The organism is Glutamicibacter sp. GQ173 (assembly GCF_059759215.1).
In genome coordinates this window covers 332,027-358,631 of the sequence record NZ_JCAXDT010000003.1, presented here as the reverse complement: position 1 = coordinate 358,631, position 26,605 = coordinate 332,027, and the positions used below count along the sequence as shown (strand labels likewise).

The following is a 26,605-nucleotide window of genomic DNA, read 5'->3' as shown; positions in this document are numbered from 1 at the left end:
TTCCCCATACGGATCACCAAAAACGATCGTTTTCAGTTATTGGACGCGCCTTTTATTTGGCGGCTCCTTTACAGGGGCCGTATTTGGGCTTCGCATCACAGGATCGAGCGCATATAAGCCGCCAGCAACCGGCAAGATCAGAAGTGCTGGAACCCGTTGGGCGAAAGCCAAGAGGCTTAGAGCATGTATGAGAACTACAATTGCGGATATTCTGCTGAACTTTTTCACCTGTATTCGCTCCAAGCACTTGGACAGCTGATAGTTTTCGGCCTTGTTCCAGAGTGCTCGGATTCTATCTTGGATGGATAAATGAGGTCGAGTCATTTTCCGGCAATTCTAATGCGACCGTTTTCTGCCCTAGTAGATCGGCAGAAAACCACTTCATAGAAACTTGCAATTCCCCAGGAGATATCCGCAGGAAACCATCGAGATGGTTTTATCGCTCATTCACGTATCCATATTCAGGATCTTCAAAACGTCGGTTCCATGGAGCATCATTAGATAGCGGCAACCATGCCGCTACAGAAACCGTATTTGGACTAGTTTCCATCAGTGAAGGGATGCCACATCATGGGTGCTTGGGGAGCGAGTCCTTGGGATAGCGACGGCTCAGCAGACTGGTTCACGGAATTCTTTGAAGGCATTGATGTTGACGCCCGCATTGCCGCGGCTTTGGAGTACGACGATGAGTACGATCAGATTCGCGCTGCCTGCTACATGCTCAACACGATTGGTCGCATCTATGTGTGGCCTGGTGATCTGGAGAAGCTCGAAGATCTCCTTGGACGCGGTATAGAGCTACTTGCCGCAATGCTTGAGTCGGACTCCGAGTTCCGAGAACTGTATGAAGAGGATGATGAGGTCATTGAAGCAGTCGAGAAGGAGCTTGCAGATCTAAAAGAGCGGTTGGCTGATAATACGAGCGACGAAATCGATGACTAATACGAGCCACCGTTTCGCGGCAGAAAAAGACAGCGAACGCGCAGGGTTCCAATTGAGGTTCCTCATTTCCTCAAGGTGACAGGCAATGGCAAACGATTGCGCGAGGCACAGGAACATTTTCTCAAGTTCGCCGTTCGCAAGCGGCCGGAAAATATCTTCAATACTGAACCCCCGTATCGCACTGATCCTTGGCTTTCTTTACAGCGCCATCAGTCGGTTCGATATTGCGCCGCCCCGGCTCTGAAATTGGGCTTCGATGCCTCCAGCCCCGCTCTTGCCAGTTCGATCAGGTGGTCTCTTTCAAGAGTGGCAAAAGCAGAATTGACGAGAACGACTCCTTAGTACCTATGGATGCGCCCGCCCCACTCAACATCCGACCGGCAAGAACAGAACACATCACCACCAGCGGACCAACTGATCCAGGACGTCATGCGAAAACTTTGGCTGCAACAAACGGACAGTTCAGGTAAGGGTTCTTCGGCTTGAGACAGCCAAAAGCCAGGGAACGGGCGTCCCCCAAATCGTGCATCGCCCGTTCCCTGGCTTCTTCAGCTTGATGCTGTAGTGCTACTTCTTTGCCGGTGGCATCAGCACCGAATCAACGAGGTAGACCGTGGCGTTGGCAGTCTGCACGCCACCGCAAATGACCTTGGCATCGTTGACCATCAGGTCATCGCCGCTGCCGCTGATCTTGACCTTGTCGCCTTCAACGGTTTCCAGATCACCCTTCAGCTCATCAGGGGTTATCTGGCCGGGGACCACGTGGTAGGTCAACACCTTGGTCAGCATGTCGGCATCCGACACGACAGCGTTCAGGTCCTTTTCTGGAATGGCCTTGAAGGCATCATCCACCGGAGCGAAGACGGTGAACTCATCGCCATTGAGCGTGTCCACCAAGTCGACGTCCTTGTTGAGCTTTCCCGACACGGCCTTCGTTAGGGTGGTCAGCAACGGGTTGTTAGATGCTGCAACGGCTACCGGATCCTGGGCCATGCCTGCAACGGAACCGTCACCCTCGGGCACTGCTTCTGCGTACGCTGCACATCCTGAGCCAACAAGGTTGGCGGCCGGATCCATGGCCGATTCGCTGGCCATTCCCGAATCCATGGAAGAATCCGAGCTGCTCGGCGCCATGCTTGATGCCGAGCTTTCGCTGCTTGGAGTGGACTCGGCGCTGTTGTCCATCGAGCAAGCGCTCAATCCGAACGCGGCGACCGCGGCAATCGAGAGCAGTCCTACTGTTTTGCGCTGCATGGTTTTCATGTCGAACTCCTTACCTGGCGACCCCCGTTGGGCCAGTTGGTTTTCCAAACCTCTTGGTTTGGGTTGTCAAAGGGCATTCGGGGCCAGGGATATTCCGGATTGGATTATTTAAAAGTTTTTTTGCCCTCGTATCCGGACCTTGCGATGACAGGCAGCAGCGCGCCATGTCTACCAGGGCCTGCGCGAGCCTTGCCGGGACCTTGAACAACCGCCCCTGACTACCAGCGGGTCATGATTTCCATTTCAGCCTCGGCAAGCGCATTTCGCCATGAACCCTCCGACCCACATGTGCGCATCCCTCTCCGGCCCTTCCGCCGCTGCCCGCTTCCAGCTGTGGACTTGGCAGGAATGTTATTCCTGCCTATTGACTCATCAGGATTCGACTCATAGCCTTGTCATAAACTCTTGATATATCAGTTGTCTGCAATTCGTACATTAGGGAGAAATCGTTGATCAGTACCCAGGATCTGACCATCAGCTCATTGACCGAAGACCTCGCCACACTTGACCCAGAGGTGGCGCAGCGCATCGACGCTGAACTGGCCCGCCAGCAGCGCGGCCTGGAAATGATCGCCTCGGAAAACCACACCGCCCAGGCCGTCATGCAGGCCCAGGGCTCGGTGCTGACCAACAAGTACGCCGAAGGCTACCCGGGCCGCCGCTACTACGGCGGCTGCGAAGAAGTCGACGTCATCGAGACCCTGGCCATCGAGCGCATCAAGGAACTGTTCGGCGCGAACTTCGCCAACGTCCAGCCGCACTCCGGCGCCCAGGCCAACGCCTCGGTCTACCACGCGCTGGTCCGCCCAGGCGACACCGTGCTGGGATTGAACTTGGCCCACGGCGGGCACCTGACCCATGGCATGAAGCTGAACTTCTCCGGCCGCTTGTTCAACATAGTTCCTTATGGTGTGAATGAAGAGACCAACGTGGTGGACATGGACGAGGTGGAGCGCCTTGCCATCGAGCACCAGCCGAAGATGATCGTGGCCGGCTGGTCGGCGTACCCGCGCCAGCTGGACTTCAAGCGCTTCCGCGAGATCGCTGACAAGGTCGGCGCGTACTTGTTTGTGGACATGGCGCACTTCGCGGGCCTGGTCGCTGCCGGGTTGCACCCGTCTCCTGTGCCTTACGCGCACGTGGTCACCTCGACCACCCACAAGACCTTGGCCGGTCCTCGTGGCGGCATCATCCTGTCGAATGATGCCGAGATCGCGAAGAAGCTGAACTCTGCAGTGTTCCCTGGCCAGCAGGGCGGCCCTCTGGAGCACGTGATTGCTGGCAAGGCTGTGGCGTTCAAGATTGCTGCGTCGGAAGAGTTCAAGGAGCGCCAGCAGCGTACCTTGGCTGGCGCGAAGATCCTTGCTGAGCGCCTGGCCCAGGATGATGTGGCGGCCAAGGGGATCAGCGTGTTGACCGGTGGCACTGATGTGCACCTGGTTTTGGTTGATCTGCGTAATTCGGAGTTGGATGGCCAGCAGGCCGAGGATTTGCTGGCGCAGGTGGAGATCACGGTGAACCGCAATGCGGTGCCGTTTGATCCTCGTCCGCCGATGGTGACTTCGGGGTTGCGCATCGGTACTCCGGCGCTGGCAACCCGCGGCTTCTCGGAGGCAGCCTTCGCCGAGGTTGCAGAGATCATCGCGCAGGCGTTGATCGCTGGTGCTGATGGCAATACCTCGGTCTTGCCGGAGCTGAAGGACCGGGTTCTGAAGCTGGCCGAAGCTCATCCGCTGTATCCGGACCTGGCCAAGGTTTCCGAGTAGCACCATCTTGTGAGGATGGGGGCCCGGACGGCGGAAACATCCGCCGTCCGCGCCGCCATCCATGGAATTCGCGCAGCAGCCCTGCGCCCACTCCCAACCAACGAAAGATCTACACTATGCAACAACTGGCACAACGCCTCGAGCGGCTAGGCACCGAAACGGCATTCAGCGTGGCGCAGGCCGCCGCGGCCTGGAAGGCCAAGGGCAACCGCGTCTACCCATTCCACCTGGGCGACATCAACATCCCCACCGCTCCGCACATTGTCGACGCCATGAGCCAGGCCATTTCCGAGGGCTACACCGGCTACTGCCCGGGCCCCGGCATCCCGCAGCTGCGCGAAGCCCTGGCCCATGACATCGGCTCCCGGCGCGGCATGGAATTCACCGCCGACAACGTGGTGGTCATGACCGGCGGCAAGCCGGTAATCACCAAGTTCCTGCAGGCAGTGATGGATCCGGGACAGGAAGTGCTGTACCCGAACCCTGGTTTCCCGATCTACGAGTCCCAGATCGAGTACCTCGGCGGCACCGCGGTTCCATATAACTACGTGCCCACCGAGTCGGGGTTCGCCATCGACCTGGAGCAGGTGCGCGCCTCGATCACCGAGAACACCACGGCGATCATCTACAACGACCTGCAGAACCCGATTTCCGCCGAATCAACGGCCGCCGAGCGCGAAGCCGTGGCCCAGCTGGCCATCGAGCACGACCTCTGGGTGCTCTCCGACGAGGCCTACTTCGAAACCCGCTACGAAGGTGCTTCGAACTCCATCGCCGCGCTTCCGGGAATGGCCGAGCGCACCGTCATCCTCTACACCTTCAGCAAGAAGTTCGCGATGACCGGCTCCCGCTTGGGCTGCGCCGTGGCGCCGCTTGAGATCGCCCAGGTCATGAGCAAGCTGAACACCAATGACGAATCCTGCACCACCCACTATGTGCAGTGGGCGGGCATCGCCGCGCTGACCGGGCCGCAGGAGCCGGTCCAGGAAATGTTGGACACCCTCAAGGAACGCCGCGACGTCGCCTGCGAGATCGTGAACTCGATCCCGGGATTCAGCGTCGCCGTGCCGCAGTCCACCTTCTACTTATTCCCGGATGTCACCGAAGCCATGGAGCGCAAGGGATTCACCGACGTCGGCGACTTCGCCACCGCGGCCCTGGAGAACACCGGCGTTTCCTTCTGCACCCGCGAGCACTTCGGCCGCCGCCTGCCCGGCGAGGAGCGCCAGTACATCCGCCTGGCCTACTCGGGCATTGAAACCGAGGACATCCGCGAGGGCCTGGGCCGGCTGCGCGAATGGATCGCGGCGTAATGGCGAAGGTAGTAGTTACCGGGCGGATCCCGGAAGCCGCGCTGGAAAAGCTGCGCGCCGAGCACGAGGTTGACGCGTGGGACGGCGAGCAGTCGATCTCCCGCGAAGAACTGCTGGCCAAGGTGGCTGGCGCCGACGCGCTGGTCACCTTGCTGACCGAGCGCGTCGATGCGGAACTGCTGGAAGCTGCTGGCCCGCAGTTGAAGGTGGTCTCCAATGTCGCCGTAGGCTACGACAACATCGTCGTGGCCGACTGCACCTCCCGAAACGTGCGCGCCACCAACACCCCGGGAGTGCTGACCGAGGCCACCGCGGATATCGCCTTCGGCCTGATCCTCATGGCCACCCGGCGCCTGGGCGAGGGCGAACGCCTGATCCGCTCCGGAACCCCGTGGAAATGGGGCATGTTCTTCCTGCTCGGCTCAAGCCTGCAGGGCAAGACCCTGGGCGTGGTGGGCATGGGCGGCATCGGCCAGGCCACAGCCCGCCGGGCCAAGGCCTTCGGCATGGAGGTCGTCTACCAGTCGCGCAGCGAAATCGATCCGGCGATCGCCGCCGAGCTCGGTGCGCGGCGGGTCGAGCTCGACGAGCTGCTGGCGATCTCCGATGTCGTCTCGCTGCACTGCCCCTATGGCCCGAACACCCATCATCTGATCGGGGCGGAGCAGCTTGCGGCAATGAAGCCGGAGGCCTATCTGGTCAACACCGCCCGCGGCCCGATCGTGGACGAGGCCGCACTGGCGCAAGCGCTGCGCGAAGGCGTTATCGCCGGGGCCGGCCTGGATGTCTTCGAGAAGGAACCAGCGGTCCACCCGGAACTGCTGGAGCTGGAGAACGTGGCCCTGGTGCCGCACCTGGGTTCCTCGACCGTGGAAACGCGCACCGCGATGGCGGTGCTGGCCAGCGAGAACACGCTGGCGGTACTGCGTGGCGAGGACCCGGTCACTCCGGTGAACTAGGCGCCGTACCCGCGGGACAGCGCATTGGGACGCAACAGCTTGAGGACATCGGTGTCGATGTCCTCAAGCTGTTTAAGCAAGCGCGCCAGCGCGCGTTGCTGAGTAGTCCCTGACTGCCATCCTTCTGCCTTGATGGCCATCATTTAGGCTGGCGTCATGACGGCGAATAGCAGCATTGATACGACACAGCCCTACCAGCTGGTGCTTTTCCGCGATGATCTGCGCACCGTGGACCATCCGGCGCTGCTCGCCGCCAGCGAAGCCGGACCTGTCGTTGCCCTGTATATCCTCGATGAGCAATCGCCTGGGATCAGGCCTCTGGGGGCCGCGGCACGCTGGTGGCTGCATCATGCACTCATCAGCCTGCGCGCATCGCTTCAGGAGCTCGGCATCCCGCTGGTCTTGCGCCGCGGAAATAGCCTGCACATCATCGAGGAAATCACTGGCCACGGCGCCCTTGCCGCGGTGCACTGGAACCGGCGCTATGGCCAGGCTGAACGCGCGGTGGACACCTTGATCAAGGACCATGTGCGCGCAGCGGGAATCCACGCGCAAAGCCATGCGGGCACGCTGCTGCATGAACCCTGGGAACTGCTCACCCACGCGGGCACCGGCTACAAGGTCTTCACTCCGTTCCACAACGCCCTGCGCAGCACCGGGATCCGCCAGCCCCACCCCGCTCCGCAGCCGCAGTCCCCGCCAGACATCGAATTGCCTGGCAGCGATACGCTGGCCAGCTGGGAGCTGCTGCCCAGTTCGCCCGATTGGTCCACCGGGCTGGCGGATACCTGGACTCCTGGAGAACCAGCCGCCCAGGCACGTCTGGCGCAGGTGCTCGACGGTATCGCGCAGCACTACGCTGACCGGCATGACCGCCCTGATCTTGATGGAACCTCGGCGCTCTCCCCGGCGCTGCGTTGGGGCCATCTGAGTCCACATCAAGTGTGGAATGAGCTCAGCGCCCTCGCCAGCAGCACTGGGCATGGGGCTGAAGGCGCCTTGGCCTTGCGCCGCCAAGTCGCCTGGCGGGAATTCTGCTGGCACCTCTACTATCACCATCCGGAGCTGCCCACCGAGAACCTGCGCTCGGAATTCGACGACTTCGACTGGGCTTGGCCCGATGACTCGCCTCGCGCAGCCTATTACACACGCTGCTGGCAGCGCGGCCGAACGGGCTTCGGCCTGGTGGATGCCGGGATGGCCCAGCTGTGGCAGACGGGATGGATGCACAACCGCGTGCGCATGGTCACCGCGAGCTTGCTGGTCAAGAACCTGGGGCTGCATTGGAAAGTTGGCGAGCAATGGTTCTGGGATACCCTGGTCGACGCGGATATTGCCTGCAATACGGCCAACTGGCAGTGGGTCGCGGGCAGCGGAGCCGACGCCGCACCCTATTTCAGGGTCTTCAATCCGCAACTCCAAGCCAAGAAGTTCGATCCTTCGGGGGCCTACGTAGCCCGTTATGCCCCATTGGCGGCCGAGCCGGTGGTGGATCTGAAGGAATCACGGCAAGCGGCCCTCGATTCCTACAACCACATGAAATCCGGTCAGCGTCCGCATTCCCCGGGTACTGGTAGCTGATCATCCGGCGCCTGCGCGGCCCCGGCCATCCGCCAACGCCAACGCCAACGCCAACGCCAACGCCATGACAGCACAAGCCGCCGCAGCATTGATCTCCAAATCAATGCTGCGGCGGCTATTTGGACAGTATCCGACCAACAGATCCCATATCACCACGTCGTCGGAAAAGCCCAGGTCTTTTCATCGCTGCGCCTGGCACCGGCCGTTCCAGCACCCTTCGCGGCCCGGCGGGCTGGTTTGCCCGCCAAAGCCGAACCTGAACGCTGGCGTACTGCTACCGGCGTGTGGTCATGGGCTCTCCTCTCCACATGATCGACTCGCAAACTTTCGCAGCGGCCTGCACGGTATGCCAGATGAGCAGCGCTGTGGTCACCGTGCCCACGCCTCCGGGTACCGGACTGAGCGCGCGCACCTTGGGCTGGACCGAAGCCGCGTGCACGTCTCCGACCAGCTGTCCTTCTTCGTCCACGTTTGTGCCCACGTCGATGACCACCGAAGATTCGGCAACTTCCTCCGAGGTAAGCAGGCTGGCACGGCCAACGGCCATGACGGTGATGGCCGCAGACTTGGTGAAATCGGCCAGCTGCGCAGTTCGCGAATGGCAGATGCTCACTGTCGCATCGCGCTGCAGCAGCAGCTGGGCCAAGGGCTTGCCCACCACGGCAGAGCGTCCCACCACGGCCACATGCTGGCCAGCGATCGGAATCCGGTAATGCTCCAGGATTTCAACCACCGAACGCGCGGTGGCCGGGGCAAAGGCGGGTTGTCCCACGCTGAGCCGGCCAAGGCTCAATGGATTGGCGCCATCGATGTCTTTGGCAGGATCGATCAACTGCACCAGGGCCGCGGTATCCACGCCTTCGGGCAACGGGGTCTGGAGAATGATCCCGTGCACGGATTCATCTTCATTCAGGGCCGTGATTGCCGCCGCGAGCTGATCCTGGGTAGCTTCAGGCATCTGGAGCACCTGGCATTCAACGCCCTGCTGGGCTGCGGCCCGCTCGATGGAGCGCACATACCACGCGGTGGCTTCATTCTTCGTGGCCAGCAGAACGGCAACCTTGGCCTTGAAGCCGTCGCGGTTCAGATTTTCAACCATGTGGGCGGTCTTGGCGCGGATCTCGTCAGCCACCGGTTTTCCGCTCAGACGCCGAGCCGTCATGCCGCGACCGCCGAACGAACTGCAGCGCTGAGCTCTTCTGCGTGGTTGATCATTTCGCTTGCCTTGGTGGTGGCTTGGCCCAGCCGTTCGCGCTCAGTTGCGTCCTTGATGGCAGCGATGTTCATTTCCAAGGTGGCCAAAGCGGTGCCTAGCGCAGCACGGGCAGACTCCGCCGCGGCAGCCACATCGCTGCAAACCGAACGGTTGCCAATAGGCAGCAGTTCCTGGCCCAGCGTGATGACCGCGGATGCCAGGTCAACGGTCGATACCAGCGGCGCCGCAGCTTCGATGGTGGCATGGCGGATGGCTTCGCGGCGGTCGGTTTTCTGCTCTTCGGTGTCCTTGGGCAGGGCGTAGGAGGCACTGAGCAGGCCAAAAAGCCGCTCATCTTCCTGGGCCGCAAACAGCGCTTCGCGCATCAGTTGCTTTGCATTTTTGGCGATGAGCTGGGCCCGCTCTTGGACCTCGGCATACCGTGGGCCGGAGGTGAACTCGGCAACCATGGACACCAGTGCCGCAGCTTGCGCGGCGTGAAGCGCGGCCGCCGCACCGCCCCCGGGCGCTGGGGCTCTTGAGGCGAGGCGCTCAAGATAGCTGGTGACAGTTTCGGTAGTGATCATGGGAATTTTTCCTCGCTCAGAATTTGCGGCAAGACAGTCCAAGGCCAAGGAAACTTGGCGAGCTTTAGCAGCGCTTCAGCTTGCCAGCATTTGGGACGCGGGAAAAATTCACCGGCCCATTCCGCTTAGTATCCACTTGGTATATCAGTTTATATTGAAGCCTAGAACACCACCAGAGTCGGGTCAAGGTTTTTCTGCCCGCCCGTCGCATCAGGTAATTTTCGGCGCGTTCGATAACCAGGGAGGCGAGGCCCGCGGATTAGCTGCTCGCGCTAGTCAATCCAGGTCTTGCCCATGTCGACCAGCAGCGTCTGGAACGCATTTTCCGCCGGGGCCCGGACTCGATCCCGGCGCTGGGCCAGAACGACGCTTCTGGCAGCGGCGCCCGGGCCCAGTGATAGGATCTTGACCCCCGGGTGCGGATTCATGACCGCCGACTGCGGGGCCAGCGCAATGCCCAACCCCACCGACACCATGGCCTGGGCCTCCTGGTAGTCGTTGGCCTGGAAGGAAATCTTCGGCGAGAATCCAGCGGCGTTGCAGGAACGCTCCAAGAGCTCTGCCACAGGATGCATATTGGCCCTGACGATCCACTGCTCGCTCGCGGTGGCAGCCATATCCACCTCTTCGAATTGCGCGAGCGGATGATCGGCGCCGACCACCAGCACCGTTGGCTCGGTGAAGAGCGTGGTGAGCTCGAAGTCGGCCCGGTCCAATGGCATCCATTCGTATTCCCAGAGCAGGCAGAGCGAAATCTCTCCGCGCGAGAGCAGTCCCATCAGCTCCTGCAAGCGGGTACTGCGCACATCCAGCTTGATCGAGGGATAGAGCTTCCGGAACTTGCTAATCACCAAGGGCAGGAAGGAACTGCCGAGAGTCGGAAACGTGCCCAGGCTCAGGCTGCCGCTTTTCAGTCCCGCCAGCTGGTCCAGGTCGGCAATCGCCGCGTCCATCTGCCGCAAGATCGAGCGGGCATGACCGGCAAGCACGTGCCCGGCATCGGTGGGCACCATGCCACGGGCGCGGCGCTGCAATAGCGGCTGGCCGACTTCTTCTTCCAGCTTGCGCAATTGCTGCGAAACACCCGATGGCGTGTAGAAAAGCTCATCGGCCGCGGCAGTCACCGATCCGCCCTCGACCACAGCGAGCAAGATTTGCAATCTTTTTATATCAAGCACAGCGAAATCCTTTAGTGGAACTTAACCATATTTCAGAAAGCTTACACTTCATGGATTCTCTTGGATACATTGAGCAGTTCCAGAAACCCTTTCGCTTCCCTGCGTCGCTTGGAATAAGAATCCTGCCCGTGATCCCAATGATTTAAGCATTCCTTAAGTCTAATGAATTTCTTGTAACTACTAATAAAGTGACTCTTCGCGGATTATCGATAGCAGGTTACGTGTCGGCGATCACATCTATCGGCGGCTCGCGGTTCTCGATAGATTGGTTCAGCCCAATGAAACACACAATTAAGGCGACTTGGATGCGCGGGGGTACCAGCAAATGCTGGGTCTTCGAGCGTAGCGAACTCGACGTCCCGGGATTCACCACCGATGAAGTCCTGCTGCGGCTTTTCGGTTCCCCCGACCCGCGCCAAATTGATGGAGTCGGCGGTGGCAGCTCAACGACGAGCAAAGCCGTCATCCTGCAACCCGGCGACGAGCCCGGTATCGATGTCGAGTACACCTTCGCCCAGGTCGGCATCGACCAAGCGGTCATCGACTGGGGAAGCAACTGCGGAAACTGCTCGGCAGTCATCGCGCCCTACGCGCTCAAGCGGGGCTGGGTGGAACCAGAGGACGGCATCCTCACCGTGCGCATCCGCAACACCAACACCGGGCAGATCCTCATTGAGCGGATGATCCTCGACGGCTCCGAAGCCGAAGCGTTCATCCCCGGCGTGCCATTCCCCGGGCAAGCCGTGGACATCGGATTCCTTGATCCGGCAGGGGCCACCACGGGTGCGCTGTTCCCAGATGGCAAGGAACTATCTACGCTGAGCGTGGAAGATGAGGACCCGCGCACCCGCAGCGATATCGCGGCAACGCTCATCGATGCCGGCGCCCCGGTAGTCATCATCGATGCGCAGACCGCAGGACTGGGCGCGGTGGACTTCCGCCGGTGGCCCACCGCATCCGCGGACGAAATGCCGCGGCTGGAGCGCATCCGCCGTGCCGGCGCCGTGGCCATGGCCTTGGCCAAGACAGAAGAGGACGCTCAGCGGGCCATTCCGAAGCTTGCCATTGTGGCCCCCGCCGAACCTGGCAGCGATGCCGACATCAAGGTCATGATGCTCTCGATGGGAGCGCCCCATCCAGCCCTGGCCATCACCGGCAGCGTCGCACTGACCCTGGGCGCGCACCACCCCGGAACGCTGATCGCCCAACAGCTGGCCAGTGCCCCGGACGGCGCGTTGCGCCTGCAGACCCCGGCCGGGCTGATCACCACCTGGCAACGCCAGATCGACGGGCAGCTGGCCGTGGGCACCTCGCGCACCGCCCGCGAACTGGCCGATGCGGCCCTCAGCTTCGACCCGGCCGGCGAGCGCACGGAAAATCCGACCGCCATCCTGGCCCAGGGCGCTGCGCTGGACGAGCAGCAGCTGGAGCCGGACCCCCAGCCGCACAGCCGGCGCACTGTCTTCGCCTCCGTGGCGGCCTTCGCGGTGCTCGGGCTCGGCGCCACCCTGGTCGGCGGCGGGCTCTTGAACCCTCCGGCTACCACGGCCGACGGCGATTACGCCGGGGAAACCCTGGAAGTGGTGATCCCGCTGGCTGAAGGCGGCGGCACCGACACCTGGGCGCGCTTCGTAGGCCAGGAACTGGTCCACGACATTCCCGGGGAACCGGGCTTCGCCCCGATCAACGAGGCCGGAGGCGAAGGCATCACCGGCAGCAACCGCTTCGCCTCCTCGGCCGCCGATGACGGCACCGAACTGCTGGTGAGCACCGCGACCACCGTGGTGCCCTGGGTGCTGGACCGCCATGTGGTGAAGTATTCCTTCGAGGACCTCGAGCCGGTGCTGATCAACGGCACCGGCGGGGTGATTTACGCCCGCACCGCTGCCGGGGTCAAGAGTACCCGGGACCTGATCGACCGCAAGAAGCCCCTGGTCTTCGGCGGCATCTCGGCCACCGGCTTGGATTTGACCACCCTGGTCGCCTTCGACCTGCTCGAAGCCGACATCACGGCGACCTTCGGCTTCGAGGGGCGCGGACCGGTGAACCTGGCCTTGCAACGCGGCGAGGTGGACATCGACTACTCGACCACCTCCTCCTACCACTCAGCGGTCGAGCCCATCGCCAAGGAAGGCTCCGCCACGGTGCTGATGTCCTTCGGCCAGCTCGATGAGCACGGTGAGGTCGTGCGGGACCCGAACTTCCCGGATGCCCCCACCGTGGTGGAGGTCTACAAGCAGCTGCACGGCAAGGCGCCAAGCGGGCCGAAATTGGAGGCCTACAAGACATTGCTGGGTTTGACCTACACCTACCAGAAAGGCTTGTGGGCGCCGAAGGATGCCCCGGAAGAAGCCGTGGACCTGCTGCGCGATTCCGCCCATGAGCTCTCGGGCGACAAGGAATTCAACAACAAAGCGGACAAGATGCTCGGCGGATATCCCATCGTGGCCGATGAAAACCTGTCCCAACGCGTCAAGGACGCCTACACCGTGACCGACGAGACCAAGGGCTATGTCACCGCATTGCTCAAGGACTCCTACGGCATCGAATTAGATTAAGGAGGCACGACAATGCTGGATTCCGCACTGGCCGCATTGGCCTCGCTGACCGATCCGGGCATGCTGCTCATGCTGCTGATCGGCGTTATCTCGGGCCTTGTCATGGGCCTGATCCCGGGACTGGGCGGCACCGCAGCCGTTGCGATCCTGCTGCCTGTGACCTTCGGCATGGAACCGGCCTCCGCGCTGGCCCTGCTGATCGGCGCCCTGGCCGTGGTCCACACCTCGGATACCGTCTCGGCGGTGCTGCTCGGCGCACCGGGCTCGGCCTCGGCCTCGGTCACCATGCTCGACGGCTACGCGATGGCCCGCAAGGGCCAAGCCAAACGCGCCCTGTCCCTGGCTTTCCTCTCTTCCATGGCCGGCGGCATCATCGGCGCCATCGGTCTGACCCTGGCCATCCCGCTGGCCCGGCCACTGGTGCTCTCCTTCGCCAGCCCGGAGTTGTTCATGCTCACGGTGCTCGGCGTCGCATTGGCCGCGGTGCTCTCGCGCGGCAACGTGATCAAGGGGCTGACCGCCGGCCTGGCCGGCCTGCTGGTGGGCATGATCGGCACCGCGCCGACCACCGCCGAGGAGCGCTTCACCTTCGGTTCGCTCTTCCTCGGAGACGGGTTGTCCCTGGTGGCCGTCGCACTGGGCATCTTCGGCCTGGCCGAGATCGCTTCGCGCGCCAGCCAGCGCCGCGGCGACAAGCAGTCGGTGGAAGTCACCGGCGGCTGGGGCTCGGGCATCCGCGAATGGCTCACCCACTGGTCGCAGGTACTGCGCGGCGGTCTGATCGGCATCTGGGCCGGGGTGCTGCCCGGCGTGGGCGCCACCGCTGGCACCTGGCTGGCCTACGGCCAGGCCGTCGCGACCGCCAAGGACAAGCGCAAGTTCGGCAAGGGCGACCCGCGCGGCATCGTCGGCCCGGAAAGCGCCAACAACTCGGTGGAAGCCGGCGACCTAATCCCCACCTTCCTCTTCGGCATTCCCGGCGGCGTGCCCTCGGCGATGCTGCTGGGCATGCTGCTGACCTACGGCATCCAGCCAGGTCCGAGCATCATCAACGAACACCTGGATCTGATGTACATGATCATCTGGGCCTTCGCCATCGCCTCGGTCCTCGGCGCGCTGTTCTGCTTCTTGACGGTCCGCCCGCTCTCCTCGCTGACCAAGGTCCCGTTCTCCATCCTCGCCGCCGGCCTGGTGGTGATCATGCTGCTCGGTTCCTTCCAGGAAGGCGGACAGCTTGGGGATCTGTGGATCATGCTGCTGCTCGGTGTGGCCGGATGGGTCTTGAAGTCCACCGGATTCCCGCGGGCTCCCTTCTTGATCGGCTTCGTGCTGGCCATCCCGATGGAACGCTACTATTTCCTGACCGACAGCCTGTACGAGGGCTTCGGCTGGATGCTGCGACCGGGCACGATGGTGTTCATCGCCATCCTGGTGCTGCCGATCCTCTGGAATATCTTCAAGTGGTTCCGTGCTCGCCGCCAGCTCAGCGCGGATGATGACCCGAAGTCCGACAGCGCCCCGGATGCCGAGGCCCCGTTGAAGAACTCTGTCTGGTCGCTGAGTGCAGCTGCCGTCCTGCTGCTGGTCTTTGCCGGCTCGCTGGTGCTCTCTGCCAGCTACTCGCCGGATGCCAAGCTGGTTCCGCAGCTGGTCGGCTGGGTCGGGGTCATCATGTCCCTGGTCCTGCTGGTCACAGAGCTCCGAACCCGGAAGCTGGCCGCGGCTGCTTCGAATCGGGTATCCGTTGATGCCACCGCCTATTTGGCCGGCCAGGCGGCCGTGAACCCTGCTGGCGCCACCATGGAGCATGGCGATTCGGATTCCCCGGGCCGGCATGCGACGACTACCGGCGGGGACTTGGCTGCAACAACTCTTCCCGGTGGCCCGATCAAGGGAACGTCGGGTGCCACCGTCACGACCGGCGGCGCTGAGTGGGGTCCGAAGTGGACCGCCGATGCTTCCTTTGCACTGCGCACCTTTGCCTGGATGGCCGGGTTCCTCGTCCTGACCGCCTTGCTGGGATATCTCGCGGCCATCTCGATTTTCCTCCCGGCCTTCCTGCTGATCGTGGCTCGCGCCAGAATCAAGACCACCATCATCTACACCCTGGTGTTCTTCGTGCTGATGTTGGCGCTGCCTTCCCTACTACCCATCGACCTGCCCCAGGGCCTGCTGGCCTCGTGGCTCTGATCCGATTTTCACCTAGGAGAATTCCATGGCAATCCTCGCTTGTTTCAGCGCTACCCCAGCCGGAAAGGCTGCCATACGACGGGCATTGGCCGAAGCCCATAAGGCCCAGGACTCGTTGCTGATCGCCAACCTCGACAGGGAACCGATCTCTGAGGCGAGCCTTGGCATCGACTTGAATGCCCTACTGGACTTCGGTGTCCCCCTGCAAATCCTGCCGCAGTCCGGAACCGTCCATGATCCCGCCGACTTTGTTCTCCAGGCCGAACAGGATCATCAGGTCACCCTGATTGTCCTGGGGTTGCGCAAGCGCTCCCGGGTGGGCAAGCTGCTGATGGGAAGCATCGCACAGCGTATCCTCATCGAGGCGGACTGCCCGGTGCTGGCGGTGAAGGCCCAGGACTGAGGCAGGCTCGCCAAGCATAAAAAACCAGATCCCATTCAAGGTTCCGCGCCTTTCCGGTTTCGTCCGGAGAGTCGCGGAACCTTTGCCTTGGCCCGCTGGTTCCTGGTGATTGAAGAGACAAGACTTCATCAACAAATTTGTACAAGTTAATTGTATTCTGTAGCTATGCAATTTTCCCCGGAGCACCCAGACCTGCCGCAGCTTCTCTTTGACGCGCTCTCTCCCCTGTTTGGAATCGTGCACTCGGCACGCACCATCTCTCCGGGAAAAATCGGCATCCTCCGGGCCCTCGCGGCAGAAGAACATGTCAGCGCAACGCAGCTGAGCCAATCCATCGGAGTGAGCCAGCAGGCTATCTCGCTGTCCACCAAGGAACTGGAATCGCTGGGGTTCATCGAGCGGCGCAAGGATGAATCCGATCGCCGCAAGCTGTGGTTCCACCTGACCGAGGCCGGTCATCGGAAATTGGAATCCGAAGTCGAAATGGGCCGCCAGGCTCTCAAGAATGCCATCGGAAATGAACTAAGCGAAGCGGAGCTGAAACTCATCCACGATGCCCTTCCGGCACTGGCCAAGATCAGCAAGGCGGCCAACTGATGACCAGCGCAACCACCCGCAACGTGCTGCTTCCCGCACTGGTTTTTGCCGCGTTGGCCACCGCCATCGTTTCCTCCTTGGGCATGCTGCTGGTCCCTTCGATTGCTTCCCAATTCAATGTCGACGTGGCTACCGCCCAGTGGATGCTCACCGTTAATTTGCTCGCCGGTGCCGTCGCCACGCCGATTCTGGGACGGTTGAGCGACGGGCCGCACAAAAAGCGGCTGCTGCTGGTTTCCCTGGGCATCATGTTCATCGGATCGGTGCTGGCTGCCGCGGCGCAGAACTTCGAATTATTCCTGGTCGGCCGGGCACTGCAAGGCCTGTCCTACGGCATCGTTCCGATTACGATCTCCACCGCCCGCCGCTATGTAGAACAGGGCAAGATCCAGCCAGCCATATCAACCCTCTCGGTAACGGTCGCCTCGGGAATCGGCATTGGCTACCCGCTGACCGGAATCATTGCCGGGCTTTTCGACTACAGTTTTGCGTTCTGGTTTGGCGCCGCCTTTGTGCTGGCAACCATCATCGTGGTCTGGAAAGTCGTCCCGGCCGGTCCCGATTCGCAAGCCGAATCCCGCCCCTTTGATTACCTGGGCACCCTGCTGCTGACCCTCGGACTGGGCTCCTTGCTGCTGGCCATCTCGGAAGGCCCCAAATGGGGTTGGGGCTCGATGCCGATTCTGGCATTGCTCGTCTTTGCCTCCATCATCTTGGCGGTGTGGGTCCTGGTCGAAAGCAAGCTGGAACATCCGCTGATCAACCTCCGCACGCTCAAGCAGGGCGAAGTGCTCCTGGCCAATATCTCAGCAATTGCGCTCGGTGCAGCCCTGTACATCGGCATGTCCGTTTCATCCCTCGTTGCCCAGGCTGATGAATCCACCGGATACGGGCTGGCATTGCCCGTTTTCTGGGCCGGTTTTGTGATTTTCCCGCTCTCGGTGGGAAGCTTCGCGGCCAACAGGATCGTGCGCACCTTGGCCAAGAAGACCGGTATTCAAATCATGTTGCCCATTGGCGCCATCATCATGTCCCTGGCTGGAACGCTGTTGTGGCTGCTGCATTCCGAGCTATGGGAGATCTTGATCAGCATGCTGGTCTTCGGTCTTGGCATGGGTGCCAGCTATGCAGCCATGCCGGCACTGATTGCGCGCAGCGTTGCCGTGAAGGAATTGGGCAGCTCGGTGAGCTTCAACCAGGTGCTGCGCACCGTCGGCTCCTCATTTGGCACTGCAATTTCCTCGGCCATCATTGCCACCCATGCTGGTTTCAATGGCGAAGCCACCCCGAGCGGCATCAACATGACCTTCATGCTCGGAGCGATGCTGTGCATCGCATTGGGTGCAGCGCTGCTGTTCAATTCCGCCATCCGCGCCTCGCGAACCACCTGCTCGGCTCCGTAGCGCGTCGATTAATAGAATCAGGCCGAGGCGCACAAAAGGGAGGGAAGATCCGGCGGGCCTTCCCTCCCTTCGCCTAGTTCCAGCTCGGCTTAGAGTTCTACGACCTCGAACTCCATCAAATCCGCGCCCTGCGCTACAGGCTTCTTGCCCTCGCTGCCGGCGTGGGCGGCGCCCGAACGCTGGTCTCGCCAGTTCTCGAAGTCCTCACGTGCGGCCCACTGCGTATATACGAAGTAGCGGTCCTCGCCACTGATCGGGCGAAGCAGCTTGAAACCTTCAAAACCTGGCGAGGAGTCTACCGACTGCTTGCGTGCCGCGAAGCGCTTCTCAAGCTCTTCTCCTGCCTGCGCGGGAACCGACAGTGCATTGATGACGACAATCGACATGGATAGCCTTTCGTGATTGCGCTTCACCGTGGTGGAAGCTTCTGAAACCAGCCTACGCCCGAATTTTCTGCTCCTGCATTTCATGGCGAAGTACAACATATGCCGTGCTCCACTGCCTGCTAGTCGGCGTAGTCTTCGGGCCAGCAGATTTCGAATCTTTCCAGGATCAGTTCGCCGCCAGGTGCTTGAGTATCTTCTGGGGACCACTGGCGGCCAATGGATTTTTGCGTGCGGCGCCAGAACTTTTCATGCTCGCGCCGCCAGTAGGCCAGGCTCAAATCCCCTTCGCCTTCAGCGGCGGCGAACTGCTCATCAACTTCGTAGAAGCTGGCACGGTCCACGCTGGTAATCCGCAAGATTGCCTGGGGCTCGCCCGCTCCGTTGCAGATGATGCAGTGGTCTTCCGGCTGTGGAACGCGCTCGCCATAATAGGCATATTCGCTGGCCAGTGATGACGTGGCTCTTTTGGTTCCATGCAGAATCTCGTTCAAGAGCTCATCGGCCAGCGCAGGGTGATCACCGAATGATTCTGCGACATGATGCGGGGCCTCGTCCTCGCTGATACCTCGACTTGCCAAGTAGTCGGCCCACATGGCGGCAGCCGCTTGGCCATTAACCGGCGGCAGTTCTTGCAGGGTATTTTCGGTCATGCCTTGATCCTAGGGCGTTGAGGCCAGGAACACGCATCCGGCAAATGCAGGTCGCTAGAACCTTGGTGAAGGAAAAATTCCGTCAGCTGCCAGGGTCAAACTTGCCCATAGCCGGCTCGGACTTGCGAATCCCGCCAAGCATCGAGTGCACTTCACGGGTTGGGGCACCGTGATTCGGATCAGGTTCGGCGGCCGTGGTGCTGGGTTGAGCGGCCGCTTCAACGACTGCCTTCTCGACCTTGGCGCCACTAGTTTTGCGCAGGTGCAGGTAGGTTTTGATGCCAAAACTGATCAGGACAGTCAGGAGAATGACTACACAGATCAAGGAAGAGGACAAGACTTCGCCCAAGGACAGATCACTGATTTCTTTGGTCACCAGCGAGGGGGCAGAGTTCGCGTCCATACCTGTTCCTGTCATCGAAAGTAACTGCAGCGCTATCCCCATAGGCTTCCACCCTAAGCCGTGATTGACGGGCGATTCATGGTTCTCAGCTAATTGATATGGGTTCGTTACGCAAAGCCCATGTGCCAAGTGCTGGATATGGCAAAGCTCCTCCCGATTCACGGCGTTATTCGTGAATCGGAAGGAGCATTGAACAGCAGAAGGCTAGTTCTCCTTGCGGATCGGCGCACCGCGCGGAGTCTGGAATTCAGCGGGATATCCGCCATCGACGGCCATCAATTGCGTGCCGGGCGGCACGAGATCAAAAAGTGCTGTCGCAGTTGGTGCCTCTGGTTGAAAGTACTATGCATCCGGCAGCTTGATGCCAGATGGCATGGTTATGGCGCGGGGCACACCCGAAATATGGTGAACCGGTGCCCCGCGCCAAAACAGTTGTGCGTGTCCAGGTAGTGACGACTAACCTTTAGGCACTCACGGTGACATTTGCGCCGAGCGGCACCAACGCGGTTGGTGCATCTTCGGCGGTCAATGCCAGATCTTCAAACTCGTTCACAGCATCCAGGGCTGCGCCCATGGCGATGTTGGTGACCTTCTCCAGGATGACCTCGACCACCACTGGCACCTGGAACTCTTCGGCCAGGCGCTGCGCCTCGGCGAAGCCATCGGCCAGCTTGGCAGGATCCTCGACGCGCACCGCCTTGCAGCCCAGGCCTTCGGCGACCTTGACGTGGTCCACGCCGTAGCCGTTGGTTTCCGGGGAGTTGATGTTATCGAAGCCCAGCTGCACGTGGTAATCCATCTCGAAGCCACGCTGCGACTGGCGGATCAGGCCCAGGTACGAGTTGTTCACCACGACGTGCACATAAGGCAGCTTGAACTGCGCGCCCACGGCCAGCTCTTCGATCATGAACTGGAAGTCGTAGTCTCCGGAGAGGGCGACAACCTTCTTCCCTGGCTTGCCGCGAACCACGCCCAGCGCAGCCGGACCGGTCCAGCCCAGCGGGCCGGCCTGTCCCGCGTTGATCCAGCGGCGCGGGCCGAAGACATGCAGCATCTGCGCGCCGGCAATCTGCGACAGGCCGATGGTGGACACGTAGGTGGTGTCGCGGTCGAAGGCCGCGTTCATTTCCTGGTACACGCGCTGCGGCTTGATCGGGATGTTATCGAAGTTGGTCTTGCGGTGCTCGGTGCCCTTGCGTGCGGCGGCCGAGTCGGCCCACGCGCTGTAGTCAGGCAGGGTGCCTGCGGCCTTGCGCTCGCGCACCACCTCCAGGATGGCGTCGATCGCGGCGGCCGCATCCGAGGTAATCCCCAGATCCGGCGAGAAGACGCGGCCGATCTGGGTCGGCTCGATGTCCACGTGGATGAACTTGCGTCCCGCGCGGTACACGTCCAGGGCGCCGGTGTGGCGGTTGGCCCAGCGGTTGCCCAGTCCCAGCACCACGTCGGATTCCAGGAAGGTGGCGTTGCCGTACTTGGTGTGGGTCTGGATGCCAACCATGCCGGCCTGCAGTCGGTGGTCATCGGGGATGACGCCCCAGCCCATCAGGGTCGGGGAAACCGGGATGTTCAGCTCTTCGGCCAGCTCAACGAGCTTGTCCGAGGCATTGGCGTTGATCACGCCGCCACCGGCGATGATCAGCGGCTTTGTGCCTGTCAGCAGCAGGTCGACGATCTTCTCCGCCTGGCCGCGGGTGGCCTTCGGCTTGTCCACCGGCAATGGCTCGTAGGCGTCGATGTCGAAGTCGATCTCTGCCATCTGCACGTTGATCGGCAAATCCAGCAGCACCGGGCCGGGACGCGAGGAGCGCATGATCTGGAAGGCCTTGGCGAAGGTGCCCGGCACCAGCCCTGGCTCCAGGATGGTCGAGGCGTACTTGGTGACCGGCTTGGCGATGGACTCGATGTCCACGGCCTGGAAGTCCTCCTTGTGCAGCACGCTGGTCGGTGCCTGCCCGGTGATGCACAGCATCGGGATGGAATCGGCGATCGCGGCATACAGGCCGGTGATCATGTCGGTGCCGGCCGGGCCCGAGGTGCCCAGGCACAAGCCGATCTTTCCGGTGGCCCGCGAGTAGCCGTCGGCCGCATGCGATGCCCCTTCGACGTGGCGGTGCAGGGTGTGGCGGATTCCGCCGTGGTCCTTCATCGCCGAGTACAGCGGATTGATGGCTGCTCCTGGCAGGCCGAAGGCCTCGGTGGCACCCTCTTTTTCCAGGATCTGTACGATGGCATCTACTGCGCGCATCTTTGGCATGGCAAACACGTCCTTTAGGAAGAACAATCAAGCTGTTCGTGGATAGCTGGGAAGAAAAGATAGAAACCTACGGCAGGCAGCGCGGCCCATGAGTCACCACAACGCCTGCTCCTTGAGCACCAGATCTCGGTAACGGACCGGAACGAAGTCCTCGCGCCCCACCTGCGGTGCCTGCTGCAGCGAACCGTGTACTGAAGCCGCAACGGGTATCCGCGCTCATGGTGGAACGTGCCGTGATCTGAGGTGCAGGCGCTACCAGCGCCGCCCGCCGTAGGAAGATGTGTGGGCCCTAGGCAGGGACCGGGGCTTCGACCTTGCCGGAAAGGCGCTGCACGCCGCGGAAGAGGCCCGAGTGGTCAAGCGCTCCGTCGCCGGAGGCCACGGTGGAGGTGACCAGCTGGGCTACGAGTGCGCCCAGCGGCAGGACCACTCCGGCTTCGCGGGCGGCCGAGGTCACGATGCCCATGTCCTTGTTGTGCAAGGCCAGGCGGAAGCCCGGGGCGAATTCTCGGTCCAGGATCTTCTGGGCCTTCTGGTCAAGGACCTTGGAGCCGGCCAGGCCGCCGCCGAGGACCTTGATGGCTGCATCGGTATCAACGCCATAGGCTTCCAGGAAGACGACGGCTTCGCTCAGCGCCTGGATGTTGGCGGCAACGATCAGCTGGTTGGCGGCCTTTACGGTCTGGCCCGAGCCCGATGGGCCCACCAGCACGATGGTCTTGCCCACGGCGTTGAGCACGCCCTGCGCGGCCTCGAAGTCTGCTGGCTCGCCGCCGACCATGATGGACAGCACGCCGTCGATGGCTCCTGCTTCGCCGCCGGAAACCGGGGCATCGAGCGGGCGCAGCCCGGCGGCGCGGGCCGCCTCGGCTAGATGCACCGAGACATCCGGGCGGATCGAGGAGTTGTCGACCCACAGGGCGCCGGCCTTCGCGTTGGCGAAGACGCCTTCCTCGCCGGTGACCACGGCTTCGACATCCGGGGAGTCCGGAACCATGGTGATCACGATGTCGGCGTCCTTGACGGCGTCGGCGACCGAGCTGGCGCCCTGCCCGCCGGCGGCGACCAGGTCGTCGATGGCCTTCTGGCTGCGGTTGAAACCGGTGACGGTGAAGCCGGCGTTGACCAGGTTCTTCGCCATCGGCAGGCCCATGATGCCAAGGCCGATGAATGCAACGTTCTGCGACATGTCTTTCTCCAAAATCTTAGGTATGAGGGTGCTTTAGGCGTTGGCGGAGGCGGTCTTGAGCCACTCGAAGGCGGTGGCCTGATCCTGCTTGTACTCCAGGGCGACCTTGCCGGTATAGCCCAGCTCGCGTGAGCGGTTGATCCAGTCGAATAGCGGCAGGTCCCCGGTGCCCGGGGCTCCGCGGCCCGGTGCATCGGCGATCTGGATGTGGCCGAAGTCCTTGGCGTGGGCCTCGATCATGGCGGCGACATCGTCGCCATTGACGGCCATGTGGTAGAAATCGGCCAGCAAGGCGATATTGCTCTTGCCTTCTGCCTTGACGGCGTCGACGATCTTCAGCGCATCGGCGGCGGTCTTCAGCGGGTAGGCCTCGGTGCCGGAGACCGGCTCGATCAGCACGGTGCCGCCGATCTTGGCGATGCCTTCGGTGGCCACGAGCAGGTTCTTCAGGCCCAGCTCATCCTGTTCCTCGGGGGTGTAGTCCGCAAGGCGGTTGCCGTACAGGGCGTTGAAGGAGGTGCAGCCGGTGGCTTCGCCGATGGCGGCTACGACGGCGACATTGTCCTTGAACTCGCCGCAGCGTCCCTTCCAGGACACCAGGCCGCGGTCGCCGGCGGGCATATTGCCTGCGAAGAAGTTCAGTCCGTCGAGCTGGACGCCTGCGTTCTTGATCGAGGCGATAAATTTGTCGACTTCCTGATCCGCTGGCACCGCTTCGGCAAATGGCCACCAGAATTCGACACTGTCGAACCCTGCCTGGCGTGCTGCTTCAGCGCGCTCCAGCAGTGGCAATTCAGTAAGAAGAATCGAGCAATTCAGAGTGTAGGACACCGGATTTCCCTCCAAGACCAAGTTCTAAGTTTCCGCTTTATGGAAATTAGGTTTTGCTTTATGAAAACACTAAGTCCCCGAGCGAAGGGCTGTCAACCCTTGCGGGCGACTTCTTGGCCCGCCCGGCGCATCGCACCAATGCCCGCATGGTTCCGCTGTCGATCGAGTAACTTTTGCTTAATATGCGAAACGCAATCGTCAGAAACGGATCCATGGGGAATCTGGCAAGGCCTTGACGTGGCAAATGGGTTTCACCGGCATTTCCGCTATATGAAATCAGGATTTTCTATTGCGGTAGACGCTCTGGAGACTTACAGTTGTTGTGCAGGTGATGTGGCACACATCTCGGAGTGAATTTTTCTAGCTCAGGAGCAGCCATGAGCGCACGACACATAGGCAGTCCAGCAGGACGCCCAAACTGGCAACAGCCGTTTGCCATTCAGCCAGTTGTTGGCACCCCTTCGGAGTTCTACCGGAACTTCGGCCAGCCGATCTATCCGTAGCGCGTGCTCCGGTCCCCTTGAAGCGGACCCACGCATTCCACCGACTACGAATAGACCAGCATGCCGCGAGCATGCGCGCTGACGGCGCACGATACCCCGCCAAATAACACCGGGCCGCATCGTCCTGCCCTCAGCATGCTTCTGAGAAGAGGACCTCACCATGAGGCAAGAAATTTCGGAGCCCAGCTCCGCCGAACCAATCATCGTTTCATCTGCCAGCCAGGGCATTGACCGCTCGAACCCCCACGAGCTCAGCCCCAGCCTGTACAACCAGGACCTGGCGCCCACCACCCGCAAGGGCCGTTCGTGGAACGCCTACAGCATCTTCACGCTGTGGGCCAACGACGTGCACTCGCTGGGCAATTACGCTTTCGCCATCGGGCTCTTCGCCTTGGGCATGAGCGCCGGGCAAATCCTCGGCGCGCTGGCCATCGGCGCCATCCTGCTCTTCGCCCTGCTGAATTTCTCGGGGTTCATGGGCGAAAAGACCGGAGTCCCCTTCCCTGTAATGAGCCGCATTGCCTTCGGCATCAACGGCGCCCAAATCCCGGCCCTCATACGTGGCGCAGTGGCCATCGCCTGGTTCGGAATCCAGACGTACCTGGCCTCGCAGGTGCTCTCGGTCATGGTGATCGCCGTGGCCCCGGGCGCTGCCGGCCTGCAAGATTCCAGCTTCCTGGGGCTGAACACCCTGGGCTGGATCTGTTTCGTGGCGCTTTGGGCCATCCAGCTGGTCATCGTCAGCTACGGCATGGAGATGATCCGCAAATACGAGGCCTTCGCCGGCCCGGTGATTCTGGCGACCTTCTTGGCCCTGGCCATTTGGATGCTCATCGAATCGGGATTCAGCATCTCGCTGAGCACCGGTGAAACCAAGACCGGCGGCGCCATGTGGGCCGCGATGTTCGGCGCCGCCGCGCTGTGGGTCTCCATCTATGGCACCTTCGTCTTGAACTTCTGCGATTTCACCCGCGGGGCCGTCTCCAAGAAATCCATCGTCAAGGGCAATTTCTTCGGCATCCCGTTGAACATGCTGTTCTTCGGCGCCATCGTCGTGGTCCTGACCGGGACCCAGTTCTCCATCAACGGCAAGGTCATCACCTCGCCATCGGATGTTGTCGGAGCAATCCCCAACACCTTCCTGCTGCTGCTGGCCTCGGCCGCGCTGCTGGTGCTGACCATTGCCGTGAACCTGATGGCCAACTTCGTGGCTCCCACCTACGCGCTGACCAACCTGCTCCCGAAGAAGCTGAACTTCCGCAGCGCCGCCATGATCTCCGGCGTCATCGGACTGGTGATCCTGCCGTGGAACCTCTACAACTCCCCGGAAATCATCAACTACTTCCTCGGGGGCCTGGGCGCCTTGCTCGGCCCGCTCTTCGGCATCATCATGGCCGACTACTGGTTGATCCGCAAAGCCCGGATCAACGTCATGGATCTCTACCGGGAGAACCCCGAAGGCACCTACTACTTCACCCGCGGCGTGAACTTCCGTGCCGTTGGCGCGTTGGTGATCAGCTCGGTGATCGCCCTGGTGCTGGCCTTCGTCCCCGCATTGAGCGGCGTCGGCCCGTTTGCCTGGTTCCTTGGATCCGGCGCCGGCGCCCTCGCGTACCTGGCCCTGGCCAAGCGCCAGCACGACCTGGCAGACATCGACGGCGAGCCGATCGCCGTGACCCCAACCCACTAGGAGCGTCATGCGAATCCTTGTTTTGAATGTGAATACCACTGCTTCCATGACCCAGGCCATCGGCGATTCGGCACGGCAGGTCGCGTCGCCGGGCACGGAAATCGTCGAGCTCACCCCGGATTTCGGCGCCGACTCCTGCGAAGGCAACTTCGAGAGCTACCTCGCCGCCATTGCCGTTATGGACAAGGTGGTCCGCTACCCGGAGCCCTTCGACGCAGTGATCCAGGCCGGCTACGGCGAGCACGGGCGCGAAGGCCTGCAGGAACTGCTGGATGTTCCGGTCGTGGACATCACCGAAGCCGCTGCCTCCACCGCGCAATTCCTCGGGCACAAGTACTCCGTGGTGACCACCTTGGACCGTGCTGTGCCCCTGATTGAAGACCGCTTGAAACTCGCGGGCTTGACCGACCGCCTGGCTTCGGTACGGGCCAGCGGCCTGGGCGTCTTGGAATTGGAATCAGATCCCCAGCGTGCCGTGGCCGCCATCGTCGAGCAGTCGCGAATCGCCGTCGAGCAGGACAAGGCCGAAGTCATCTGCCTTGGCTGCGGCGGCATGGCCGAGCTGGAAGAACAGGTCCGCGAAGCCACCGGGGTGCCGATTGTCGATGGTGTCCGCGCGGCGGTGACCATCGCCGAATCGCTGGTGCGGATGGGTCTGAGCACCTCCAAGGTGCGCACCTACGCTCCCCCGCGGCCAAAGACCGTGACCGGCTGGCCGCTGGCCCAGGCAGCTAGCGCAATATAACGCTGTGCCGCCAACG

Annotated in this window: 25 protein-coding genes; 14 read left to right on the top strand and 11 right to left on the bottom strand. The window is 61.9% G+C overall.

Annotated elements, in window-relative coordinates; genetic code table 11:
- Positions 1 to 259 (top strand): hypothetical protein (locus tag AC6CHO_RS07665; RefSeq protein ID WP_498214444.1); only part of this gene is annotated, 259 nt, incomplete at its 5' end.
- A gap of 311 nt (positions 260 to 570) precedes the next feature.
- Positions 571 to 942 (top strand): hypothetical protein, encoded by a 372-nt coding sequence (locus AC6CHO_RS07660; RefSeq protein ID WP_498214442.1) that lies wholly within the window; start codon positions 571 to 573, stop codon positions 940 to 942.
- A gap of 567 nt (positions 943 to 1,509) precedes the next feature.
- Here AC6CHO_RS07660 and AC6CHO_RS07655 read toward each other — a convergent pair.
- On the bottom strand, positions 1,510 to 2,205 hold the full coding sequence (locus tag AC6CHO_RS07655; RefSeq protein ID WP_498214441.1) for a fasciclin domain-containing protein: 696 nt from the start codon (positions 2,203 to 2,205) through the stop codon (positions 1,510 to 1,512).
- Positions 2,206 to 2,654: 449 nt separating this feature from the next.
- On the opposite strand from AC6CHO_RS07655, the gene glyA reads away from it, so the two are divergent.
- From glyA to AC6CHO_RS07640, 3 genes are all read left to right on the top strand, one after another.
- The gene (gene glyA / locus AC6CHO_RS07650) at positions 2,655 to 3,971 is read left to right on the top strand and encodes a serine hydroxymethyltransferase (RefSeq protein WP_498214440.1); all 1,317 of its coding nucleotides are present in this window, start codon (positions 2,655 to 2,657) and stop codon (positions 3,969 to 3,971) included.
- Between the two features lie 116 nt (positions 3,972 to 4,087).
- On the top strand, positions 4,088 to 5,284 hold the full coding sequence (locus tag AC6CHO_RS07645; protein ID WP_146276852.1) for a pyridoxal phosphate-dependent aminotransferase: 1,197 nt from the start codon (positions 4,088 to 4,090) through the stop codon (positions 5,282 to 5,284).
- A complete protein-coding gene (locus AC6CHO_RS07640) occupies positions 5,284 to 6,243 on the top strand; it encodes a 2-hydroxyacid dehydrogenase (protein ID WP_498214438.1) in 960 nt (319 codons plus the stop codon). Before AC6CHO_RS07645 ends, AC6CHO_RS07640 begins: the two co-directional genes overlap by 1 nt.
- Here the strand turns inward: AC6CHO_RS07640 and AC6CHO_RS07635 are convergent.
- Positions 6,240 to 6,386 (bottom strand): hypothetical protein, encoded by a 147-nt coding sequence (locus tag AC6CHO_RS07635; protein ID WP_498214436.1) that lies wholly within the window; start codon positions 6,384 to 6,386, stop codon positions 6,240 to 6,242. The two genes, AC6CHO_RS07640 and AC6CHO_RS07635, sit on opposite strands and share 4 nt — an antisense overlap.
- 13 nt (positions 6,387 to 6,399) lie before the next feature.
- Between AC6CHO_RS07635 and AC6CHO_RS07630 the strand changes: the two genes are divergently transcribed.
- Positions 6,400 to 7,824: a cryptochrome/photolyase family protein gene (locus AC6CHO_RS07630; RefSeq protein ID WP_498214434.1), complete on the top strand. Its 1,425-nt coding sequence runs from the start codon at positions 6,400 to 6,402 to the stop codon at positions 7,822 to 7,824.
- A 274-nt stretch (positions 7,825 to 8,098) separates the two neighbouring features.
- On the opposite strand, the gene AC6CHO_RS07625 is transcribed toward AC6CHO_RS07630, so the two are convergent.
- The 3 genes from AC6CHO_RS07625 to AC6CHO_RS07615 all read right to left on the bottom strand — a co-directional run bounded on the left by AC6CHO_RS07625 (position 8,099) and on the right by AC6CHO_RS07615 (position 10,784).
- The gene (locus AC6CHO_RS07625; RefSeq protein ID WP_498214432.1) at positions 8,099 to 8,986 is read right to left on the bottom strand and encodes a bifunctional 5,10-methylenetetrahydrofolate dehydrogenase/5,10-methenyltetrahydrofolate cyclohydrolase; all 888 of its coding nucleotides are present in this window, start codon (positions 8,984 to 8,986) and stop codon (positions 8,099 to 8,101) included.
- Positions 8,983 to 9,606 carry a cyclodeaminase/cyclohydrolase family protein gene (locus tag AC6CHO_RS07620; RefSeq protein WP_498214431.1) on the bottom strand — a complete coding sequence of 208 codons (624 nt, stop codon included), beginning with the start codon at positions 9,604 to 9,606 and terminating at the stop codon, positions 8,983 to 8,985. The genes AC6CHO_RS07625 and AC6CHO_RS07620 overlap by 4 nt, the downstream gene beginning before the upstream one ends.
- A gap of 272 nt (positions 9,607 to 9,878) precedes the next feature.
- Positions 9,879 to 10,784, bottom strand: a complete 906-nt coding sequence (locus AC6CHO_RS07615) for a LysR family transcriptional regulator (RefSeq protein WP_498214430.1) — start codon at positions 10,782 to 10,784, stop codon at positions 9,879 to 9,881.
- Between the two features lie 278 nt (positions 10,785 to 11,062).
- Here AC6CHO_RS07615 and AC6CHO_RS07610 point away from each other — a divergent pair, with 278 nt between their 5' ends.
- The 5 genes from AC6CHO_RS07610 (at position 11,063) to AC6CHO_RS07590 (ending at position 17,935) form a co-directional block, all read left to right on the top strand.
- The gene (locus AC6CHO_RS07610; protein WP_498214429.1) at positions 11,063 to 13,342 is read left to right on the top strand and encodes a PrpF domain-containing protein; all 2,280 of its coding nucleotides are present in this window, start codon (positions 11,063 to 11,065) and stop codon (positions 13,340 to 13,342) included.
- 12 nt (positions 13,343 to 13,354) lie between these two features.
- Positions 13,355 to 15,532, top strand: coding sequence for a tripartite tricarboxylate transporter permease (locus AC6CHO_RS07605; RefSeq protein ID WP_498214428.1), 2,178 nt, complete (start codon positions 13,355 to 13,357; stop codon positions 15,530 to 15,532).
- 25 nt (positions 15,533 to 15,557) lie between these two features.
- Complete coding sequence (locus AC6CHO_RS07600; RefSeq protein ID WP_444661573.1) at positions 15,558 to 15,935, top strand: universal stress protein; 378 nt, start codon at positions 15,558 to 15,560, stop codon at positions 15,933 to 15,935.
- Between the two features lie 165 nt (positions 15,936 to 16,100).
- Positions 16,101 to 16,532 carry a MarR family winged helix-turn-helix transcriptional regulator gene (locus AC6CHO_RS07595; RefSeq protein ID WP_498214427.1) on the top strand — a complete coding sequence of 144 codons (432 nt, stop codon included), beginning with the start codon at positions 16,101 to 16,103 and terminating at the stop codon, positions 16,530 to 16,532.
- Positions 16,532 to 17,935, top strand: a complete 1,404-nt coding sequence (locus AC6CHO_RS07590) for an MFS transporter (protein WP_498214426.1) — start codon at positions 16,532 to 16,534, stop codon at positions 17,933 to 17,935. The genes AC6CHO_RS07595 and AC6CHO_RS07590 overlap by 1 nt, the downstream gene beginning before the upstream one ends.
- Before the next feature lie 89 nt (positions 17,936 to 18,024).
- Here AC6CHO_RS07590 and AC6CHO_RS07585 read toward each other — a convergent pair whose 3' ends face one another.
- The 6 genes from AC6CHO_RS07585 to AC6CHO_RS07560 all read right to left on the bottom strand — a co-directional run bounded on the left by AC6CHO_RS07585 (position 18,025) and on the right by AC6CHO_RS07560 (position 23,651).
- A complete protein-coding gene (locus AC6CHO_RS07585) occupies positions 18,025 to 18,321 on the bottom strand; it encodes an antibiotic biosynthesis monooxygenase family protein (RefSeq protein WP_498214425.1) in 297 nt (98 codons plus the stop codon).
- A 119-nt stretch (positions 18,322 to 18,440) separates the two neighbouring features.
- The gene (locus AC6CHO_RS07580; protein ID WP_498214424.1) at positions 18,441 to 18,971 is read right to left on the bottom strand and encodes an ASCH domain-containing protein; all 531 of its coding nucleotides are present in this window, start codon (positions 18,969 to 18,971) and stop codon (positions 18,441 to 18,443) included.
- An 82-nt stretch (positions 18,972 to 19,053) separates the two neighbouring features.
- Positions 19,054 to 19,374: a hypothetical protein gene (locus tag AC6CHO_RS07575; protein ID WP_498214423.1), complete on the bottom strand. Its 321-nt coding sequence runs from the start codon at positions 19,372 to 19,374 to the stop codon at positions 19,054 to 19,056.
- A gap of 463 nt (positions 19,375 to 19,837) precedes the next feature.
- Positions 19,838 to 21,631, bottom strand: a complete 1,794-nt coding sequence (gene gcl, locus AC6CHO_RS07570; protein WP_498214422.1) for a glyoxylate carboligase — start codon at positions 21,629 to 21,631, stop codon at positions 19,838 to 19,840.
- A 289-nt stretch (positions 21,632 to 21,920) separates the two neighbouring features.
- Positions 21,921 to 22,820, bottom strand: coding sequence for a 2-hydroxy-3-oxopropionate reductase (locus AC6CHO_RS07565; protein ID WP_498214421.1), 900 nt, complete (start codon positions 22,818 to 22,820; stop codon positions 21,921 to 21,923).
- 33 nt (positions 22,821 to 22,853) lie between these two features.
- Positions 22,854 to 23,651, bottom strand: coding sequence for a hydroxypyruvate isomerase family protein (locus AC6CHO_RS07560; RefSeq protein ID WP_498214419.1), 798 nt, complete (start codon positions 23,649 to 23,651; stop codon positions 22,854 to 22,856).
- A 377-nt stretch (positions 23,652 to 24,028) separates the two neighbouring features.
- Between AC6CHO_RS07560 and AC6CHO_RS07555 the strand changes: the two genes are divergently transcribed.
- The 3 genes from AC6CHO_RS07555 (at position 24,029) to AC6CHO_RS07545 (ending at position 26,589) form a co-directional block, all read left to right on the top strand.
- Complete coding sequence (locus tag AC6CHO_RS07555) at positions 24,029 to 24,154, top strand: hypothetical protein (RefSeq protein ID WP_444661564.1); 126 nt, start codon at positions 24,029 to 24,031, stop codon at positions 24,152 to 24,154.
- A 160-nt stretch (positions 24,155 to 24,314) separates the two neighbouring features.
- Positions 24,315 to 25,844: an NCS1 family nucleobase:cation symporter-1 gene (locus AC6CHO_RS07550; protein WP_444661563.1), complete on the top strand. Its 1,530-nt coding sequence runs from the start codon at positions 24,315 to 24,317 to the stop codon at positions 25,842 to 25,844.
- A 7-nt stretch (positions 25,845 to 25,851) separates the two neighbouring features.
- Entirely contained in the window at positions 25,852 to 26,589 is a 738-nt protein-coding gene (locus AC6CHO_RS07545; RefSeq protein ID WP_444661562.1) for an aspartate/glutamate racemase family protein, read from the top strand.
- Positions 26,590 to 26,605: the final 16 nt, after the last annotated feature.

What these genes read in the sequence shown, in the direction of transcription:
- AC6CHO_RS07620 (WP_498214431.1), bottom strand. Translation starts at nt 9,606, where the DNA reads ATGATCACTACCGAAACTGTCACCAGCTATCTTGAGCGCCTCGCCTCA.
- AC6CHO_RS07610 (WP_498214429.1), top strand. Translation starts at nt 11,063, where the DNA reads ATGAAACACACAATTAAGGCGACTTGGATGCGCGGGGGTACCAGCAAA.
- AC6CHO_RS07645 (WP_146276852.1), top strand. Translation starts at nt 4,088, where the DNA reads ATGCAACAACTGGCACAACGCCTCGAGCGGCTAGGCACCGAAACGGCA.
- AC6CHO_RS07630 (WP_498214434.1), top strand. Translation starts at nt 6,400, where the DNA reads ATGACGGCGAATAGCAGCATTGATACGACACAGCCCTACCAGCTGGTG.
- AC6CHO_RS07640 (WP_498214438.1), top strand. Translation starts at nt 5,284, where the DNA reads ATGGCGAAGGTAGTAGTTACCGGGCGGATCCCGGAAGCCGCGCTGGAA.
- AC6CHO_RS07635 (WP_498214436.1), bottom strand. Translation starts at nt 6,386, where the DNA reads ATGATGGCCATCAAGGCAGAAGGATGGCAGTCAGGGACTACTCAGCAA.
- AC6CHO_RS07580 (WP_498214424.1), bottom strand. Translation starts at nt 18,971, where the DNA reads ATGACCGAAAATACCCTGCAAGAACTGCCGCCGGTTAATGGCCAAGCG.
- AC6CHO_RS07585 (WP_498214425.1), bottom strand. Translation starts at nt 18,321, where the DNA reads ATGTCGATTGTCGTCATCAATGCACTGTCGGTTCCCGCGCAGGCAGGA.
- AC6CHO_RS07590 (WP_498214426.1), top strand. Translation starts at nt 16,532, where the DNA reads ATGACCAGCGCAACCACCCGCAACGTGCTGCTTCCCGCACTGGTTTTT.
- AC6CHO_RS07655 (WP_498214441.1), bottom strand. Translation starts at nt 2,205, where the DNA reads ATGAAAACCATGCAGCGCAAAACAGTAGGACTGCTCTCGATTGCCGCG.
- gcl (WP_498214422.1), bottom strand. Translation starts at nt 21,631, where the DNA reads ATGCCAAAGATGCGCGCAGTAGATGCCATCGTACAGATCCTGGAAAAA.
- AC6CHO_RS07600 (WP_444661573.1), top strand. Translation starts at nt 15,558, where the DNA reads ATGGCAATCCTCGCTTGTTTCAGCGCTACCCCAGCCGGAAAGGCTGCC.
- AC6CHO_RS07545 (WP_444661562.1), top strand. Translation starts at nt 25,852, where the DNA reads ATGCGAATCCTTGTTTTGAATGTGAATACCACTGCTTCCATGACCCAG.
- AC6CHO_RS07595 (WP_498214427.1), top strand. Translation starts at nt 16,101, where the DNA reads ATGCAATTTTCCCCGGAGCACCCAGACCTGCCGCAGCTTCTCTTTGAC.
- AC6CHO_RS07575 (WP_498214423.1), bottom strand. Translation starts at nt 19,374, where the DNA reads ATGGACGCGAACTCTGCCCCCTCGCTGGTGACCAAAGAAATCAGTGAT.
- AC6CHO_RS07660 (WP_498214442.1), top strand. Translation starts at nt 571, where the DNA reads ATGGGTGCTTGGGGAGCGAGTCCTTGGGATAGCGACGGCTCAGCAGAC.
- AC6CHO_RS07550 (WP_444661563.1), top strand. Translation starts at nt 24,315, where the DNA reads ATGAGGCAAGAAATTTCGGAGCCCAGCTCCGCCGAACCAATCATCGTT.
- AC6CHO_RS07555 (WP_444661564.1), top strand. Translation starts at nt 24,029, where the DNA reads ATGAGCGCACGACACATAGGCAGTCCAGCAGGACGCCCAAACTGGCAA.
- AC6CHO_RS07605 (WP_498214428.1), top strand. Translation starts at nt 13,355, where the DNA reads ATGCTGGATTCCGCACTGGCCGCATTGGCCTCGCTGACCGATCCGGGC.
- AC6CHO_RS07625 (WP_498214432.1), bottom strand. Translation starts at nt 8,986, where the DNA reads ATGACGGCTCGGCGTCTGAGCGGAAAACCGGTGGCTGACGAGATCCGC.
- AC6CHO_RS07565 (WP_498214421.1), bottom strand. Translation starts at nt 22,820, where the DNA reads ATGTCGCAGAACGTTGCATTCATCGGCCTTGGCATCATGGGCCTGCCG.